This is a genomic window from Lachnospira multipara ATCC 19207 (assembly GCF_000424105.1).
In the GTDB taxonomy this organism is placed as follows: domain Bacteria; phylum Bacillota; class Clostridia; order Lachnospirales; family Lachnospiraceae; genus Lachnospira; species Lachnospira multipara.
Genome location: NZ_AUJG01000007.1, coordinates 1 through 19832 on the forward strand (window position 1 = coordinate 1; position 19832 = coordinate 19832).

The 19832-nt window shown below is 36.4% G+C and carries 17 protein-coding genes and 1 rRNA gene; all 18 read right to left on the minus strand.

The window, feature by feature from the left end; genetic code table 11:
* Positions 1-164: ribosomal RNA gene (locus G600_RS0107080) — 16S ribosomal RNA — on the minus strand; the annotation flags it as partial.
* Between the two features lie 518 nt (positions 165-682).
* Positions 683-5179, minus strand: coding sequence for a PolC-type DNA polymerase III (locus G600_RS0107085; RefSeq protein ID WP_027431315.1), 4497 nt, complete (start codon positions 5177-5179; stop codon positions 683-685).
* 1 nt (position 5180) lies between these two features.
* Complete coding sequence (ispG, locus tag G600_RS0107090; protein ID WP_027431316.1) at positions 5181-6236, minus strand: flavodoxin-dependent (E)-4-hydroxy-3-methylbut-2-enyl-diphosphate synthase; 1056 nt, start codon at positions 6234-6236, stop codon at positions 5181-5183.
* Between the two features lie 143 nt (positions 6237-6379).
* Positions 6380-7756: an RIP metalloprotease RseP gene (gene rseP, locus G600_RS0107095; RefSeq protein WP_027431317.1), complete on the minus strand. Its 1377-nt coding sequence runs from the start codon at positions 7754-7756 to the stop codon at positions 6380-6382.
* Between the two features lie 47 nt (positions 7757-7803).
* Positions 7804-8955, minus strand: coding sequence for a 1-deoxy-D-xylulose-5-phosphate reductoisomerase (locus tag G600_RS0107100; protein WP_027431318.1), 1152 nt, complete (start codon positions 8953-8955; stop codon positions 7804-7806).
* Positions 8956-9009: 54 nt separating this feature from the next.
* Positions 9010-9819, minus strand: a complete 810-nt coding sequence (locus tag G600_RS0107105) for a phosphatidate cytidylyltransferase (protein ID WP_034245900.1) — start codon at positions 9817-9819, stop codon at positions 9010-9012.
* A 2-nt stretch (positions 9820-9821) separates the two neighbouring features.
* Positions 9822-10556 carry an isoprenyl transferase gene (locus tag G600_RS0107110; protein ID WP_027431320.1) on the minus strand — a complete coding sequence of 245 codons (735 nt, stop codon included), beginning with the start codon at positions 10554-10556 and terminating at the stop codon, positions 9822-9824.
* Positions 10557-10695: 139 nt separating this feature from the next.
* Entirely contained in the window at positions 10696-11247 is a 552-nt protein-coding gene (gene frr, locus G600_RS0107115) for a ribosome recycling factor (RefSeq protein WP_027431321.1), read from the minus strand.
* 26 nt (positions 11248-11273) lie between these two features.
* Positions 11274-11966 carry a UMP kinase gene (gene pyrH, locus G600_RS0107120; RefSeq protein WP_027431322.1) on the minus strand — a complete coding sequence of 231 codons (693 nt, stop codon included), beginning with the start codon at positions 11964-11966 and terminating at the stop codon, positions 11274-11276.
* Between the two features lie 32 nt (positions 11967-11998).
* Positions 11999-12724 (minus strand): polymer-forming cytoskeletal protein, encoded by a 726-nt coding sequence (locus tag G600_RS0107125; RefSeq protein WP_027431323.1) that lies wholly within the window; start codon positions 12722-12724, stop codon positions 11999-12001.
* A gap of 169 nt (positions 12725-12893) precedes the next feature.
* On the minus strand, positions 12894-13820 hold the full coding sequence (gene tsf, locus G600_RS0107130) for a translation elongation factor Ts (protein WP_027431324.1): 927 nt from the start codon (positions 13818-13820) through the stop codon (positions 12894-12896).
* Positions 13821-13914: 94 nt separating this feature from the next.
* The gene (gene rpsB / locus G600_RS0107135) at positions 13915-14649 is read right to left on the minus strand and encodes a 30S ribosomal protein S2 (RefSeq protein ID WP_027431325.1); all 735 of its coding nucleotides are present in this window, start codon (positions 14647-14649) and stop codon (positions 13915-13917) included.
* 261 nt (positions 14650-14910) lie between these two features.
* Complete coding sequence (locus G600_RS0107140) at positions 14911-15414, minus strand: endolytic transglycosylase MltG (RefSeq protein WP_027431326.1); 504 nt, start codon at positions 15412-15414, stop codon at positions 14911-14913.
* Positions 15415-15425: 11 nt separating this feature from the next.
* Complete coding sequence (locus tag G600_RS0107145) at positions 15426-16664, minus strand: DUF6115 domain-containing protein (RefSeq protein WP_027431327.1); 1239 nt, start codon at positions 16662-16664, stop codon at positions 15426-15428.
* 20 nt (positions 16665-16684) lie between these two features.
* On the minus strand, positions 16685-16999 hold the full coding sequence (locus tag G600_RS0107150; protein WP_027431328.1) for a hypothetical protein: 315 nt from the start codon (positions 16997-16999) through the stop codon (positions 16685-16687).
* 92 nt (positions 17000-17091) lie between these two features.
* Positions 17092-18702, minus strand: a complete 1611-nt coding sequence (locus G600_RS0107155; protein WP_027431329.1) for a FapA family protein — start codon at positions 18700-18702, stop codon at positions 17092-17094.
* Between the two features lie 17 nt (positions 18703-18719).
* Positions 18720-19478, minus strand: coding sequence for a FliA/WhiG family RNA polymerase sigma factor (locus tag G600_RS0107160; protein WP_027431330.1), 759 nt, complete (start codon positions 19476-19478; stop codon positions 18720-18722).
* A 31-nt stretch (positions 19479-19509) separates the two neighbouring features.
* The gene (locus G600_RS0107165) at positions 19510-19827 is read right to left on the minus strand and encodes a hypothetical protein (RefSeq protein ID WP_027431331.1); all 318 of its coding nucleotides are present in this window, start codon (positions 19825-19827) and stop codon (positions 19510-19512) included.
* Positions 19828-19832 lie beyond the last annotated feature (5 nt).

Sequence of the window (19832 nt, forward strand, 5' to 3'; positions counted from 1 at the left end):
TATCCCCCTGTATAAGGCAGGTTACCCACGCGTTACTCACCCGTCCGCCACTCAGTCAACAAATCGTCATCCCGAAGGAATCGTGATAAGTTGCTTCGTTCGACTTGCATGTGTTAAGCACGCCGCCAGCGTTCATCCTGAGCCAGGATCAAACTCTCATAAAAAAGTTTTACCTTAGCTTAGTTCTGAACGAACTAGCTTAATAGTTTCGTTTCCGTTTAACATTACTGTTATTAAGGATAATCATTTCAAAACAAAATTTGTTTTACGATTGATTACTCGCTTGAATATTTCAAAGAATTTTCAAGGTTGTCATTCTGTTCAGTTGTCAAGGTTCTTATCTTCAAAGCCTTGTGTTTACTGGCTTTGTTGATGTTTTGTTGTTGCTCTGTCGCAACGGCTTATACATATTATCATCCCCAACACTTTATGTCAACACCTTTTTCGCTTTTTTTGCCAATTTTTTTACTGTATATTTTATCCTTATCTATCCTTTAAAAAATAGACTTGATTAAATCCGCATGGTTGCGAGTTTCGTTAAAATCAGGTCAAATTTTACTATAGTTTTAGTATAAAAATGCTCTTAAATTTTTCTATAAAAATAACCCTCTTTACTAATATAAGTTATCTAAAAAACTTCTTTCATACTTATATAGTAAAGAGGGTTTTATGTTACATTTTCTTAAAAATCAAATAAAGACAACTGGTTAGACTGAGCCATACCTTCTAGTAAGCCTAGATCTGATAGCTTATCTATTACAGTCTGTCCAATCTTAGCTCTAGTACGTAGGTCTTCCTTAGATAGGAACTTACCTGCACGAGCGGCGATTTCAATATTTTCACCGGCAGATTCACCAATCTTTTCTACTACCTTAAAGGATGGCATAATCTTGCCGTCTATTATCTGGAAGCTTCTTGCCTTGGCTTTATATATATCAATTGGCATAAACTCAAAGCCTCTAGCATACATTTCCTGCACAATACGCATATCGTGAAGTTCATCATCTTCCGTATTAGAAAGTGTGCCTTCTGCCTTCTTTTGTTTATATAGATTAATATAGTAGTCAAGTCTATCGCGTCCCATGGCCATTTTCTCATAATCAAAGGCTTTAGCTCTAATTGAGAAGAAGGCTGTGTAGAATTCTAGTGGATAGAATACCTTACAGTAGGCTACTCGCCAAGCCATCATTACGTAAGCTGCGGCATGGGCCTTAGGGAACATGTACTGAATCTTTTCGCAGGACCAAATGTACCAGTCAGGAATTCCCTTATCTAGTAACATTTGTTTCCACTCTTCCCACTTAGGCTCGGCACCTTTAGCTACCTTACCCTTTCTTACAGCTTCCATGATTTTAAAGGCTGTCTCTGATTCAATTCCATTATAAATCAAGTAAGTCATAATATCATCACGAGTACAAATCGCTGTACTGATTGTGGCCTTGCCTTCTTTTAACAATTCTTGGGCGTTACCTAGCCATACATCAGTACCATGAGATAAACCTGCAATTCGAACTAAATCCGAGAACTTAGTTGGCTTTGTATCAATAAGCATCTGCATGGCAAAATCTGTACCAAACTCAGGGATACCAAGAGCTCCAAGCTTACAGCCATCAATATCTTCCGGCTTTATTCCAAGGGCAGATGTGTTCATAAATAAAGACATTACTTCCTTAGAATCAAGCGGTATTGTTAGTGGATCCATTCCTGTTAAATCCTGTAGCATTCGAATCATAGTAGGATCAAGGTGTCCTAAAATATCCAGCTTTAACAAGTTATGATCAATACTGTGATAATCAAAATGTGTAGTAATAATTGGGGATGTCATATCATTTGCAGGGTGCTGTACCGGTGTAAATGTATGGATTTCATCGCCAAGTGGAAGTACTACAATACCACCAGGATGCTGTCCTGTTGTTCTTTTAACATCTATGCAACCATTAGAGATTCGTTCGATTTCACATCTTCTTTTAACAATCGGTGGTAGTCCCTGGGCGGCTCTTTTTTCATTCTTTTCTTCGATATATTTTAAAACGTATCCATAGGCTGTCTTTTCTGCAACAGTACCTACAGTTCCAGCTTTAAAGGTCTGACCTTTACCAAAAATAACTTCAGTGTAGGCATGGGCCTTTGACTGATACTCATTAGAGAAGTTAAGATCGATATCAGGCTCTTTGTTTCCCTTAAAGCCAAGGAAAGTTTCAAAGGGAATATCAAAACCTAATTTATCTAGTTTATGACCACATTTTGGGCAAACCTTATCTGGCATATCACAACCAGCACCACCGGCAAAGGCCTTTACGTCCTCTGAATCAAAGTCCACATAATAACACTCAGGGCAAAGATAGTGAGGGCTAAGGGGATTAACCTCAGTGATACCGGCCATTGTAGCTGCAAAAGAGGAACCTACAGAACCTCTTGAACCTACTAGGTAACCATCATCATTAGACTTCCAAACTAGCTTCTGGGCAATGATATACATTACGGAATATCCATTGGAAATAATGGAATTTAGCTCTCTTTCTAGTCTTTCTGATACGATTTCTGGTAGTTCTGGGCCATATAGTTCATGAGCTCTGTCATAACAAATTTTCCTTAGCATTTCATCTGAATTTTCAATGACAGGCGGTCTCTTATCCGGTCTAACTGGCTCGATTTTCTCGCACATATCTGAAATTTTATTAGGATTAGTTACAACCACTTCAAAGGCCTTCTCTTCTCCTAAATAATCGAACTCATGTAACATTTCCTCAGTGGTATGAAGGTATAGAGGTGCCTGATTATCTGCATCATCAAAGCCCTTACCCGCCATAAGAATTCGTCTATAGACTTCATCTTCTGGATTAAGAAAATGTACATCACAGGTAGCTACTACTGGCTTTTTAAATTTTTCGCCAAGAGCTACTATCTTTCTATTTAAATCACGTAAGTCTTCTTCTGACTTCACATAGTAATCTTCCTTTTCAATCATAAAGGCATTATTGCCAATTGGCTGAATTTCAAGATAGTCATAAAAGCTTACAATTCTTGCTATTTCTGCATTTGAACGACCATTTACCAAAGCTCTAAAAAGCTCGCCTGCCTCACAGGCTGAACCAATAATTAAGCCTTCACGATATTTATTAATAAGGCTCTTTGGCATCTTTGGAAAACGGCTAAAATACTGTAGATGCGATGCCGAAATAAGTCTATATAGATTTATTCTTCCAAGTTCATTAGAAGCTAGAATAATACAGTGATACTGGTGTAATTTTCTAATAATATCATCTGTCATCTTAGCTTTTTCATTTAACTGGTCTAGAGTAAATATATCTCTTTCTTCAAGCATCTTTATAAATTTCACAAATATATCTGCTGTAGCTGCTGCATCATCAACCGCTCTATGGTGGCTATCAAGTACAACTGCTAAATGCTTTGTAAGTGTATCAAGCTTATAGTTGTGAAGATTTGGCATAAGGAACTGTGCAAGTGGCACTGTATCAATAATTGTAAAGTCCACCTCTAGTCCTAAATCTTCAGCCTTATGGCCTATAAAACTTGTATCAAACATGGCGTTATGGGCAACCACTGCGCTTCCCTTACAAAAATCTAAGAATTTCGGAAGGGCAACATCTATAGTTGGAGCATCCATTACCATTTGGTCATTAATATGAGTTAAGTTCTCAATTCTAAAAGGAATTGGAATCTGTGGGTTGATAAAGGTAGAGAATCTATCTGTGATTTCTCCATTTTCAACCTTTACAGCACCAATTTCTATAATCTTATCTTCAATGGCTGAAAAACCTGTTGTTTCAATATCAAATACAACGAAGCTATCTCTTAAGGACTGGCTTTTTGAGTCCGTTACAATCTTTACTGTATCATCAACTAAATAACATTCAACTCCATAAATTACCTTAAAATCAAAGTCCTTGCCTGCCTTTTTAGCACTCTTTTCTAATGCTTGCACCTTATGGAAGGCATCAGGGAAAGCTTGGGCTACACCGTGATCTGTAATGGCAATACTTCTATGTCCCCACTTATAGGCCTGATCAATAATATCCTGCACATAGGAAACACCATCCATATCACTCATCTTAGTATGGCAGTGAAGCTCAACTCTTTTATAAAGAGCGTCATCTGAGCGCACTACTCTTGTATCATTAGCTCTTCTAATACCAGAAACGTTAGAAATAGTTATTTCACCGTCGTATTTATCAAGCTGGGCAATACCCTTTAACTTAATAAAATTCTTCTCTTTAACTACGTCTAAAAGTTCCGGAAGCATTTCATTTTTACTAAAAATCTTTACAACGATAGAATCTGTAAAATCTGTCATTACAAAGCTTACAATAGTTCTCTCGTTTCTGATTTCTCTAAGATCAATGGATCTTATCATACCTGAGATGGCACATTCGCCAATGGCTGAGTCTATAGTTTTTATCTCAATTGGATCATCAAAGAAATCTCTACCCCAAAGCACATCGTCGTTGGCTTTTTGGCGTGCAAAATTAAGAGAGTTTCTGCTTCCTCCCCTTTCTCTTGCATTCATCTTTTCTAAGTATGCTTTCTGCTTAGCTTCCTTTTCTTCCTTAAGCTTTTTAGCAGCCTTAACCTCTTCGTCAACTTCCTTGATGTTATTTTGAATTTCCTCAACCCTTCGTCTAACCTTGTAGGCCTTCTCTTCTTCAAATGAAGACTTAGACTCAACGAATTCATATTCTACATCAATTTCAAAACCGAAACGGTTTAAGAATATTTGCTTAAAATAATCCACTAGATCTTCGCCATGGGCTCTTGATAGGAAACTATCTTCAATATAAAGGGCTAGATTATCGCTAGCTCTAAATTCCCACTTGGAATTTTTTAAAATGTTATACTCTAACGTCCAGTATTTCTCTAATTCAAATAAAATACTGTCATAGTAAATATCCATAATATTCTGTGGATTATAATTTTTTGATAGCTTATATCTTTCGATAATTCTTACATCCATGTTCTGGATGCGAAAAACCTGCCTTTTTAAGGCAGATTCCACTTTATAAACAACTTCTTTTTCAATAATCCTGCTAGAACTTATATAAATTCTAGCAAGAGAATTAGTTGATGTCTTAGTAACCTTAATTACCTCTACATCTTCAAAGTACGCTCTTAAGTTGTCTGGTAATTTTAGTGTCTTGAAAACATCAAAAAAGTTATACATATTATTTCTCCCAATTATCTAGTTCTTCCTTTAGAACATCAAATAGCTGTTCTTCAGGAACCTTCTTTACAATTTCCCCATGTTTAATTAAAACGCCAACGCCCTTACCGCCAGCAATACCAAGATCTGCTTCCTTAGCTTCACCAGGTCCATTTACAACGCAACCCATAACTGCGAGTTTAAGGTCTAGGTCGTAATTGCCTACTTCTTCCTCTACGCGCTTTGCAAGACTAATTAAGTCAATCTGTGTTCTACCGCATGTAGGACATGATACAACTTCGATTCCGCCCTTTCTTAGCCCGAGCGTTCTTAGAATCTGCTTAGCTGTTAAAACTTCCTTAACAGGATCATCTGTTAGAGAAACTCTGATTGTATCACCAATTCCCTGATTTAGAATAAGTCCAAGTCCGATTGAAGACTTGATTGTTCCTGAAAATGCAGTACCAGCCTCTGTGATACCTACGTGAAGTGGATGATTACATTCCTTTGAAATTAATTCATGGGTCTTAACGCTCATTAATACATCTGATGACTTAATACTTACAACTAAATTATCATAGCCTAAGTCCTCAATTATCTTTACCTTATCAAGGGCTGATTCTACAATACCTTCAGCTGTTACGCCGTGGTATTTTTCAAGGATATCTTTCTCAAGAGAACCTGAATTTACACCAACTCTAATAGGAATATTTCTTTCCTTTGCTACGTCAACTACAGCCTTAATCTTATCCTTACCGCCGATGTTACCAGGGTTAATTCTAATCTTATCAGCTCCATTTTCCATAGCTTCAATTGCAAGTCTATAATCAAAATGAATATCTGCAACTAATGGGATGTTAATTTGCTTTTTGATTTCTTTAAAGGCAAGGGCTGCCTCGTGAGTTGGAACAGTGGCACGAATGATGTCACAACCAGCTTTTTCTAATGCTTTAATCTGAGCAACTGTTTTTACAACATCCTCTGTATGAGTATTAGTCATGGACTGAATCATAATAGGATTTCCGCCACCAATGACCTTATTACCAATTTTTACAACTTTAGTATTATCTCTATACATATTAAACTCCATTCAAAAAACAATTTTTATTTCACTATACTTTATATGCCTTTTAAATTTTTTTGTAAAGTAGAAAGCCTTCATAATTAATTACATTTTCCTAATAAAGCCAAATAAAATGCGACTTTAAGGGAATAATTAAATTAGAATAAAGAATAAATATCGTGGAATAAAACATAAACCATTAAAATTACTAAAAAGATTACGCCAATAATTGTTACAATACCGGCATACTTCTTATCTATTGGCTTACCTCTAACCGCTTCAATTAGCAAGAAAATCAGCTTACCACCATCAAGACCTGGAATTGGTAAAAGGTTCATTACTCCAAGGTTTGCTGAAATAAGTCCACATAAATTAATTAAGTTTAAGAACACATAAAATGCACCATCAGACTTACTTTCTTCTACAATTTCGCTCATGGCACTTACAGTTCCCACAGGACCTGAAAGATTATTTACTGATAATTTTCCTGTAAATAACATGCCAAGACTATCAACAACTGTGCCTATATCATAGCCTACTTCTAGGAAGGCATACTTAACCGACTGAATTGGTGATAACTTTACTCTTTGGCCATAACAGCTAAAGCCTGTAACATAGCCTTCTGACTCACTTAATCTAGGAGTTGCAACTAGTGTTACATCTTCTCCATTACGAGAAACCACAAAAGTCATTTCCTCACCATTTGACGAAGTGATATAATCTGTTATTTCAGTGTTTGTAGAAACTTCATTACCATTTACACTCTTAATTACATCACCATCTTTAAAGCCAGCCTCACTTGCGGCAGAATCTTCACTAACGGAGCTTACGCCACAATTTTCACTAATCATAAGACCTAGAAGGTACTTACTTGTAACCTGATATTCAGGTGTGATTGTTGTCTTATACTTTTGACCATCTCTTAAATAAGTTATGGTAAATGTTTCATCTGCATGATAATTAATAAAGAAGTTATACTCTCTTGCAAAGTTGATTTTATCATTATTGATTGCAAGAATTAAATCTCCTTCTTCTAGACCTGCAGTGGATGCTACTGAATTATCGGCAACATAGTCAATAGTTGCAGGGTCATAGCCAATATTACCAATAATAATAATTGAGCAAACAAGGGCTAAAAAGAAGTTAAAGACTGGGCCTGCAAGAGTGATTGCAATTCTAGCCCAAACAGACTTATTGTCATATGATCTTGATTCATCATATTTCTTTGCGAATTCTTTCTTTGCGGCTTCCTTCTTATCTTCAAAATCTTCATCATCTTCATCGGCATCAAGGCTATCTGTGACAGCCATTTCCATGTATTCGTCCCCAAGCATCATACAATATCCGCCAAAAAGGAAAAGTGAGAAACTATACTTAGTTTCACCCTTCTTGATTGTTAAAAACTTAGGTCCCATGCCTACTGCAAATTCAAGTACGTGTACTCCATTTGCCTTTGCAATTATAAGATGTCCAAATTCATGAACAATAATAATTATACTTAAAACTAAGATTGCCAAAATGACATTTAAAATCATTGTAATCCTCCCAAATTATATGCTTAAGCTTTTAAGCTAGTTTGAGCTTAATTAAAGTTTTCCTTTAATAGCTTATACACTTCCTGCTCTGTTTCTAAAATTTCCTCTACTGTTGGATTGTCAATAAATCTGACATTATCCATTGCAAATCTAATCATATCGTATATCTGTAAATACTTAATCTTTCTATCTAAGAAAAGGGCTACAGCATATTCGTTAGCTGCATTAAGAGCTGTTGGAATATTGCCTCCCTTAGCTGCAGCCTCATAAGCCATCTTAAGGCCCACAAAAGTATCCATATCAGGCTTTTCAAAACTAATCTGTCCTAATTTATAAAAATCAAGAAATTCTGAATTAGCTATAGGCTTTCTATCTGGATAAAAAAGGGCGTACTGAATTGGAAGACGCATATCTGGTGTTCCAAGCTGGGCCATAACACCGCCATCTTCAAATTCTACCATTGAATGAATAACGCTTTGTGGCTGAACTACCACCTGCACGTCTGTTGCATCTACTCCAAATAACCACTTAGCCTCAATTACCTCTAAGCCCTTATTAACCATAGTGGATGAGTCGATTGTAATCTTTCTACCCATGGACCAGTTAGGGTGCTTTAGTGCGTCCTCAAGCTTTACATTTTCAAGGAAGGCTCTATCCTTACCTCTAAATGGGCCGCCACTAGCTGTTAGTAAAATCTTTCTAAGCTGAGACTTCTTCTCTCCATTTAAGGATTGGAAAATTGCTGAATGCTCGCTATCTACTGGTAAAATAGCTACATTCTTCTCCTTTGCAAGCTTCATAATAATATGGCCTGCGCAAACTAAAGTCTCTTTATTAGCAAGGGCAATATCCTTGCCTGCATTAATGGCCTCAATTGTTGGCTTAATACCCATCATGCCCACAACTGCTGTAAGGACAATATCAGCGCTTGAAATTGTAGCCGCCTCAATTAAACCTTCCATGCCATAAACGATTTTTAAATTCTTATTATCTACTAGTTTAGCCAATTCTTCTGCTAATTCCTTAGTTGCCACACAGGCAAGTTCAGGCTTAAACTCCTCAATCTGCTTAGCTAAATCATTAATTCTTGTTCCACATGCTAATGCAACAACATTAAGATCATCCTTATAATTTCTACAAACATCAAGTGTCTGTGTTCCGATGGAACCTGTTGATCCCAAGATTGATACATTTTTCATAAAACTGCCTCCAATTAATAGTTACAAAAATTTAAGACTAAAGGGTCTTATAATTTAGAACATACCTGAAACTAAGTAGATAATCCAGTAAACTACTGGTGCTGTAAAAATTACGCTATCAAATCTATCTAGGATTCCGCCATGTCCTGGGATTAAGTTGCCATAATCCTTAACATCATAATTTCTCTTAATTGCTGATGCTGCTAAATCACCAATAATAGAGATTAGGGCACCAACTAAGGATGCTGCAGCATAAACAATAATAGCCACTGATGATACATCTGCTGAAACTTCACTTATAACAAAGCCATAAATTGCGCCAAGCAAGCAAGCCCCTAAAACTCCACCAATTGCGCCCTCAACGGACTTCTTAGGTGAAAGAACTGGTGCCATCTTATGCTTTCCAAGAAATACACCTGTAAAGTAGGCAAATGTGTCATTACCCCATGAAGCTACAAAAATTAACCAAACAAGGTAAATTCCATTATCCATATCTCTTACAAGATAGATATAAGAAATCATTACAGCTACATAAATAAGTGAGAAAAATGTCCACATAATGTCTTCAGCCTTATGCTTAGGAAATCTAAATACATAAAAGCTCATTAATACTAAAAAGGAAATAATAACAACAATCATATTATACTTTGTTGGATCTAGTAAAAGTAAAGCATAATAAGCTATTGCTGAAATATAGCTAATAATAGCTATTCCTGTTCTCTCAAGGTTTTTAACTCTGTTTAACTCATACATTCCAATTAGGGAAATACATAGGCAGGCGCCAAATAATAGCCATCCCCCAAAGCCTCCTGTAAGAGCTAATATTATAACCAAGAAAATACCACTAATAATTCTAGTTTTCACAACTAGTCCTCCTTAACACCGCCAAATCTTCTTTCGCGTTTATTATATTTTATAAAGGCCTTAACCAATTCGTCTTTGTTGAAATCTGGCCAATAGCAATCTGTGAAATAAAACTCTGTATAAGCTAACTGCCAAGGTAGGTAATTAGATAGTCTTTGCTCGCCAGATGTTCTAATAAGTAAATCTGGGTCTGGCATATAATTAGTGTCTAAATTAGCAGAAATCATATCTTCTGTTATATCTTCAGGCTTTAACTCTCCTAACTTTACCTTATCTGCAAGCTTTCTAACAGCTCTAGTAATTTCATCACGGCCACCATAATTAATTGCGATTGTAAATGTAAGACCTGTATTATCCTTTGTCTGCTCCTCTAAGTTGTCAATAGCTTCATTAATATCATCAGATAACTCATCTCTTCTACCAATAACTCTACAGCGAACATTGTTCTTCATAGACTTCTTTACACAGTCCTTAAGATAAGTTCTTAGGATATTCATAAGTGTTCCTACTTCTTCATCAGAACGTTTCCAATTCTCAGTAGAAAAGGCATATACAGTAAAATACTTAACTCCAAGTTCATCTACAGTATAGAGCATCTTCTCAACCACCTTACTACCCTGTAGGTGTCCATAGGTTCTTGGCATATGCTTTGCCTTAGCCCATCTACCATTACCATCTAGAATAACTGCCACATGTGCAGGAATTTTCAAATCTAATTCTTTGTTATAATAGTCCATTCTTCTTCTCCAATAAATTCTAATATAATCACATGAAAATGGTCTTTAAAAACCACCTGTATTATAACATAAAAAGCCCCATTAAGCACACCTACTTCAGTCTGCTTAATGGAGCCTAGACTTTTAGTTTAGCTAGTAATTAAACTGTAAGGATTTCCTTTGACTTATCTTCGATTGCCTTGTCAATTAAAGCAACGTACTTATCTGTAAGTTTCTGAACATCATCCTCTAAGTTCTTAGCTTCATCGTCTGAAATATCTCCAGCCTTATTCTGCTTTTTAACATCGTCATTAGCATCTCTTCTGATGTTACGAATTGCAACCTTAGCATTGTCACCCTTCTTCTTAACATCCTTAGCTAATTCCTTACGTCTTTCCTCTGTTAATTCAGGGAATACTAATCTAATAACCTTACCATCGTTATTAGGAGTAATTCCTAAGTCTGAAATCAAGATTGCCTTTTCGATCTCCTTGATTAAGCTAGCTTCCCATGGTTGAATCTGAATAATTCTAGCTTCTGGAACTGAAATGTTAGCCACTGACTGAAGAGGTGATGGAGTTCCATAGTAATCAACTCTAATCTTGTCTAAAATATGTGGGTTAGCTCTTCCAGCTCTAATGCTTGAATATTCATCATATAAAGCATCAATTGATTTCTTCATTCTATCTTCGAATTCTTTAATATCGCTCATTGTCTTCTACCTTTCTTATTATCTTTTTATGCTGTAACGATAGTTCCGTTAAACTTACCAGTAAGTGCATTAACAATACTATTCTCTTCCTCTAAACCAAAGATCATAAGAGGAACCTTATTCTCCATACACATAACTGATGCTGTTAAATCAATAACACCAAGCTTCTTCTCAACTACTTCTTCAATTGAAATAGAATCATACTTCTTAGCATTAGGATTGATCTTAGGATCACTATCATAAACACCATCAATTGCCTTTGCAAGTAAAATTGCATCTGCATCAAGTTCAATTGCTCTAAGGGCAATACCTGTATCTGTTGAGAAGAATGGATGTCCTGTACCACCTGCAAAGAAAACTACCATACCCTTCTCAAAATACTTATTAGCTCTATCCTTAGAGAAAAGTTTTGTCATACTACCACATTCAAAAGGAGTAAGAATATTAGTTTTAAGACCACATGATCTAAAAATCTCTGATACATAGATACAATTCATGATTGTAGCTAACATACCAATCTGATCAGCCTTTGGTCTATCGATGTTATTATTAGAACGTCCTCTCCAATAATTTCCACCACCAATAACAACGCCTACATCGATTCCTTTATCGATAACTTGCTTTACCTGACCTGCAATGTTCTCAATAAGTGCATCGTTATAACCGCCTTCCTTAGCAGCCAATGCTTCACCGCTAAGCTTAAGTATTACTCTCTTAATATCCTTCACAATAAGCCTCCATTAATTGCTTTTTATCCAAAAATTGCGTTAGTATCAATATCAGAGTAGCACTGTGAGCATCTACCATCGATAGTTGCACCATTGTTAATCTGTACTGACTTAGACTTGATATCACCAACAACGATTGCTGTTGAATCAACAATAACTGGACCCTGCACATCAATATCGCCCTTAACAGCGCCAGCAATTACAGCTGATGTTGCAGTAATGTTACCAACAATAACTGTGCCCTGTCCAACCTTTACTGAACCCTTTGCATTAATATCGCCATTAATCTTAGCGCTATTAGCAAAGATTTCATTAGCTTGAGAATTACCAGCAAGAACGCCACTTACTGTTAACTTTCCTCTACAAGCTACATTTCCTGTTACGGAACCAAAAATATCGATTGAGCCTACTGACTCTAAATCGCCTGTTACTTTTAAACCAGCTGTAATAACAGCTGTTTCATCAGCGATCTCTTCTCCATCATCGCTAACTTCTTCTTCCTTACTAGCAGTTTCCTGTTTAGTTTCTTTTACACTCTTATACTCTTTTTCTTCAAGCTTTGTATTAAGCTTATCTGAAATAGTGTCTTCTGCCTCCTTCTTTAATTCAGCAGCCATCTGAGCTAATTCTGGATCATCCAATGTGTCTACCATCTCTTCTACTTCCTCATTCTCTTTCTCGTAATTCTCGTCTGTCAAATCATTAAGATCTTCTGATATGTCATCTTTGAAATCCTTAAAAAAACCCATCGATACATTTCCTCCCATAAATTACATCTAGCTTAAACAAGCAAAATGTCTACATCTACTCATATAAACATTTTTAAGTTAGTATAGCATAAAAGCGTCAGCCACACAAGTGACTGACGCCCATAAATTCTAACTTTTTCTAATAAATTATTATTTATTAAATATAGAATTAAGCTAACTGAGCTGCAACTTCTGCTGCGAAATCTTCCTGCTTCTTCTCGATACCTTCGCCTGTTTCGAAACGAACAAAGCTCTTGATTGAGATGTTAGCATTGTTAGCCTTAGCTACTTCTGCAACGTACTGAGCAACTGACTGCTTACCATCTTCAGCCTTAACATAAACCTGATCTACTAAACAGATTTCCTTAAGTTCCTTGTTAATTCTACCCTTAACCATACCTTCGATAATCTTATCGTTAGCATCTGGCTTCTCATTCTTAGCTGCTGCTGTAATGATTTCTGTTTCCTTAGCAAGATATTCCTGATCAACTTCTGCTCTTGTTGTGTAAAGTGGCTTAAGAGCTGCTGCCTGCATAGCTACGTTCTTAGCCATTTCTCTAATAGCTTCGTTATCAACATCTGTTTCAACGTCAACTAAAACACCGATCTTACCACCCATGTGGATGTAATCAGCTACGAAACCGTTAGTTGCTTCAACCTGAGCAAATCTTCTGATCTTAAGGTTCTCACCGATAATAGCTACCTTGCTAGCAAGTTCTTCAGCTACTGTCTTAGATTCATCAGTTGCACACTTTTCTGCTAAGAAAGCATCAATGTCTGTAGCTGTTGTTGTAAGAGCCTGATTAGCAACTTCTGCTACGTATGCCTGGAAATCAGCGTTCTTAGCAACGAAGTCTGTTTCTGAATTAACTTCTACGATTGCTGCCTTGTTACCTTCGATAACAGTCTTAACAATACCTTCAGCTGCGATTCTACCAGCCTTCTTAGCTGCCTTAGCAAGACCATTCTCTCTTAACCATTCTACAGCCTTATCCATATCACCATCTGTGTTTGAAAGTGCCTTCTTACAATCCATCATGCCGGCACCTGTTGATTCTCTTAATTCCTTAACCATTGCTGCTGTTACTGCTGCCATGTCAAAACCTCCATAAAAAAATTATTCTCTTTATAAACGTTGTGTCTGCCTAAATGACAGACACAACTTAATTATATTGGTTATATTAGTTAAATTATTCAGCGTCTGCTACTTCTTCTGTTTCTTCAACATAAGAATCAGCTTCTGCACCCTGATTAGCTTCGATAACAGCATCTGCCATCTTAGCAACGATTAACTTAACAGCTCTGATAGCGTCATCGTTACCAGGAATAACATAATCTAATTCATCTGGATCACAGTTTGTATCTGCGATACCGATTAACTTAATTCCTAAAGCCTGAGCTTCCTGAACACAAATTCTTTCCTTCTTAGGATCTACGATGAAGATAGCATCTGGAATCTTAGTCATATCCTTGATACCACCAAGGTTCTTCTGGAGCTTTTCAAGTTCCTTCTTTAAATTGATAACTTCCTTCTTAGGAAGAACATCAAATGTTCCATCTTCCTGCATAGCTTCGATTTCCTTAAGCTTAGCAATTCTTGACTGAATTGTTCTGAAGTTAGTTAACATACCACCTAACCATCTTTCGTTAACGTAGTACATACCACATCTTTCAGCTTCTGTTGCGATAGCATCCTGAGCCTGCTTCTTTGTACCTACAAAAAGAACTGTACCGCCTTCTGCTACGATATCAGAAATTGCCTTGTAAGCTTCGTCAACCTTACCTACAGACTTCTGTAAATCGATAATATGGATACCATTTCTTTCTGTGTAGATGTACTCAGCCATCTTAGGGTTCCATCTTCTAGTCTGGTGACCAAAATGTACACCAGCTTCAAGTAACTGCTTCATTGAAATAACGCTCATTGTTATACCTCCATTGGTTAAATAATCTTCTATAGGCTTCTTCTTTTAGAACCACCGATGCGTTACTATCGGCACCAAATCCAAAATCCACCTACATGTTTAGTCTCAAACCATGATATTATATCAGTTATTTACAAAATATGCAAGTCTATTATAGTTTGAATTTTAGCTTAATTTAAAAATCCTCGCTTAAATCAGTAATACTTAAGCGAGGATCTAAATTCATGTTTATTAATTTTTATTAGATATTAGCAAAGCATTTTACTGATGTGTAATAATCTTTGCAATATTCTCATAGGAATCACCCTTTGTTAAAGTGTAAGTTCCTATTCTAATCTTTGTATCATAACCAGTATCATACATATACTTACTAAATGCAGATACATCTGAGATTACCCCTGCATTGTAAATAATATTAAATACTTCCTTTGTTGAAGTACCTGATGGAATTTCAATTGTAGCTGTTGTTGAAGCAGCTGTAGTAGCTTCTGTAGTTGCCTCCGTTGTGGCCTCTGTTGTAGCTTCAGTTGTGGCTTCTGTCTGACTTTCTGTAGCTAGAGTTGTCTCTTCTACATTTTCATTAGAGCTCTTAGTTTCAAAAGAGATTGTGTCACCATTTTCTTCCTGAACTGTATATGAAATATATGCTGATGTTGTGTCTTCGTTTGCTGTTGTGTTAGTTGTGACTGCATTAGCTATAGTTAAAATGCTTGCACTAACAATAACTCCTGCGCCAAAACCACCTAAATACTGCTTGAATCTCATATTACCCCTCCTTACTTAGTTTCTTTATAAAGATCTACTACTAATTTAACCTCGCCAATACCAAGATTTAAGTATTTAGCAATATCCTTATTAGAGAAACCTAAGCTTGAAAGCTTTAAGATTCTATCATTATTAGAAGCGTCGCTGTCAAATTCGACATCGCTAATATTCTTCTTTAAAAGGTCTAGCTTTCTTTGATCAGAAGTCTTTTTAGTGCTTGTCTTTCTTGTAGTGCTCTTCTTTACTGTTGTTTCAGACTTCTTTCTTGACTTCGAAACCTTCTTAACTTCGTCTGCTGCCACCTCAGGAACTTCTGTAGTGTCTGCTGCTTCTGAAAGCTTTGAAGTCTTTGTTTCTGTAGCTGTTTCTGTAGCTGCAGCTGCACTAGTAGCCTCTGCCTTAACTTCTTCAAAGCCAACTGACTCTTCAAATTCAAAACCTTCTAATACATCTGCCTCAGCATCTAATTCTGCATCTTCCTTAGCTTCATTACTAGTTGATTTCTTGGCAGATTTCTTTATCTCTTCAATATCTGTGATTACATCTGAAAATGGATTGGCATCCTCAGCTTTAATAAAGTCCTTTTTTTGATTCTCTTCAGAAAGGATAATATTTTCCTTTTCTTTAGCAAAATCAACTACCTTAAAGACTTCCTTATCTACCTCAGAAGCTACCTTCTTTCTTTCAAGTTCTTCTGCTTGAGTCTTTCTCATAGTTAAATTCTTATCTCTATTAGAATCGCTTTTCTTTACTAGCTCTTCTAATCTTTGACGGGCCAAATCCTTTACTTCCTCACCTTCATTTAATTCAGGCTCAGAATTTAACTCCTCTTCTTTGTTGACATTTTCTTTAACCTCAGCATGAATCTTTTCAACCTGTCTCTTTGTTATATTAACATCCTTTACAGTTGACTTGATTTCCTTAGCCTTTTCATTGAGCATGTCATATAAAAATACTGTTTCGTTGTGATTTCTGTTGATTTCACCAAGTACATTTTCAGCATACTCATTCATCTCTAAAATCTTAGTGTTAGAAATCTTATCAAGAGAACTTTCAGTCTTCTCTGTTACATTAAGAATCTGAGCATCAATAATTTCGTTGATCTGCTTTCTTAACTTATCTTGCTGCTCCTTTGTAAGTTCAGAGGATATCCCCTGGCTTTCCTTGTTATCCTTGTCGAAATTAAATACAATGCTTAATACGACACAGATAATTCCAATAATAATTAAAGTTACACTAACGGTTGTCATATAACCCTCCCATTAATTTATTAGATTTTAATATCAAAATCCGTGCTTCCCTGTCCTTTAATAAATACGCGGCCATCGCTTTTCTTATTATTCTTACCCTTAGCGCGGTCCTTATTGTATTCATTATTACTTTTTTCCTTAGCATCAAAGCTTCCACTATTTAATTCTGTATCGTCTTTGTTAGTTACAGTTTCTGCCTTAGCTTCCACATTATGCTCTATAGTTGTCTGAATATTAGATTGATTGGCCACAGGTCTGTTATTCTCTGCTGCCTGCTCACTTGATACTAGGTTTTGCTGTTGTATCATTCCAAATTCTACTGGTTTAATTACCATAACAACCTCCAATCATAGCACACGTCTAAATATACTATAATTTCTTAAAACAAACAATAGCTCTTGAAGATTTTATCCCCAAGAGCCATTAACTAATATGCTGATAATCTAACCTCTGCGCCATCCCTGACAAAAGAGCAGAAATCATATTTCTTTTTTACAAACATGGACACATCTCCAAAGACAATTTTGGTTCCTGGATATGCCGCGTCTGCTACCCTAATTATGGCATTTTGCTCTTCCCCAATAGACTGCCTTAATTCCTCAAATTCCTTTTTATTTTTAGCAATTTCTTGTTCAAGCATAATTACATTTCGCATAGTCTTTGTCATCATCTCCTGCTTTTCAGGAGCTAGACTTCCTTCCGCCTGTTGCTTTTTTCTTAGGGCTTCTAGTAACTGATTTAGCTGAATCTTATTTTTTCCTAGATCATTTAAAATCTTTTTTAATTCCTCTAGGCGCCTCTTCATAGCAGGGTCAACTCCTACGGCAACTGTGGTATTTGTGCCCATTTCATTGCCAATATTTTTGGCTTCGATGCAAAGAGTGGCTCTAACATCCCCTCCGATTATAAGTCCATTTTTACCATTAGCAGTTATCTTTCCCTTAGCAATAACCTTGCTATGCAAAATGGAATCCGCCTCAATATCTCCTCCGGCATATACGCTCTCACAAGACTCTAAAAACTTGGCTACAATGTTTTTACCTGCCTTAATTACTGCTTTTGTCTTTCCCTGCACACCGCGATTAAGAGTAATTGTACCACCAGCAATAACCTCAGCTCCTTCAACAAGTCCGCTAACGCTTATATCCCCGCTAGCTTTAATCTTAAAGCCTGCTTGTACATTTCCTTTAATTAATACATTTCCATCATAATCAATATCTCCGGTTTGAGGACCTACATCCACAAGTTCAAGGACGTCTGATACAAAAATTTTGTCCCCTTCAAGCATTACATGACCACTTACCTTTGAGATAAGATTTAGTCCATCCTCGGAAATCACAAGGTTTCTACCATATCTAAAGACCACGTGCTTTACAGGTCTTGGATTGACCTTTCTATTAAGGCAATCAATACCCTCCTCGCCTCTATCTTCTGGGTGAAGAATAGCCACCACGTCGCCTTTTTCTATATGATTAAGATTTTCAAGGGAATGAAAATCTACCGTTCCATCCTCATTAATCTTAGGCCTTGGCTTTAAATCTGTATTAAATTTATATTCTATAAAGCCGTCAGTTCCCTGTCTTGGCTCCTTACCCTTAGCTAGCACATAGACCTTACCGTACTCTTTATTTTCTAAGAAGTCATTAATGGCTGCCTCATCAGTACCTGACCTAACGCCCTTAAATGTAATATCCTTTTTTATTTCCTCTAAATCTAAAAAAGAAGCCCCAACGAAAGGTGGATAAAAGATAGCTTCCACACTCATTCCATCAGGATTAATGTAATAATCTGCAAATTCTCCTACCGGATTTGGGCACTCCTCGCTAATCTTTTGGCACACCTCTTTTGATGCTCCTGTTTTAATAGCTTCATCTAATTTTACAATGTCGCAGCTTATTTTCTTCTTATCAATATAAAACATGGCATCGTCAATTTTGGCGGGTGAAAATGTTTCCTCTTTAGGAGGGTAAACATTTACATATAAGCCGTCGCTCTTGTTTTCAAATTGAAAATAGCCCACTCTACATTTTTCTATCATAAGCCGCTCCTTTTTGCCTACATTGGGAATACATAATCTCCAAGTAATGCCTTCATCTTAATTAAGGCCTTGGTATGTAACTGTGAAACTCTTGATTCGGATACTTCAAGAGTTAAACTGATTTCCTTTAGTGTCATTTCTTCATAATAGTAAAGGGTAATTACAAGTCTTTCTTTTTCAGTTAGACTCTCAATTGCCTTTGCCATAAGCTGCTTTAATTCTTCTTTTTCAATAGCTTCTTCTGGCTGTTCAAAGTGGGAATTGCCGATGCTATCCATTTTTACTTCGCTGCCAGCTTCTGTATATTCATCTAAGGAAATGAGATTAGTAGCCTTAGTTTGACCCTGCCACTCTAGTAATTCATCCTCTGAAATACCTAATTCCTTAGCAATATCCTCATCCGTTGCCACATGGCCAGTTTCTGCCTCAATCTTTGCCATAGCAGCATCTATCTTTTTTTGCTTTTGACGCAAAGATCTAGGAATCCAATCCATTTTTCTAATTTGATCTAGAATTGCACCCCTGATTCTTAAACTTGCATAGGTTTCAAACTTTACATTTTTACCATAATCAAACTTATCAATAGCATCAATTAGGCCAAAAATTCCATAACCTACTAAGTCATCATATTCAACGTTGTAACCTAAGTACATGTTCATTCTGCCGGCCACAAGTTTGACCAACTGAGCATATTCCATTATAAGTTGGTCTCTTGTTTCGCTAGACCTGTTAGTCATATAACTTTGCCAAAGTTTATTTCTGCCTGCTTCATCCATGTTTACATGTCCCCCATTTTAATAAGTTACTTTATTCATCCCTAAAATCACTATAATCAAAATCTTTGCCGTCTACCCCTTCAATACTATCTATATTATCTAGATCAATATCAGGTATATCCTCGTCTTGATCAATGTTTTCTTCCTCTTTTTGTTCTTCTTCCATCTTATCCGCTAGGCGATTAAGAGCATAAACTACAAGCCAGCTAGCAACAAAGAAGCAAACCATTACAAGAAGCACTATCCAGACAAATACTTCTAAACTGTATTTGTTTAAAATAAGTAGTACGCTTGTAATAAAACCTGCAAGTAAAGTAACTATTGCAGGCACCACTCTATATCTACTCATATAGT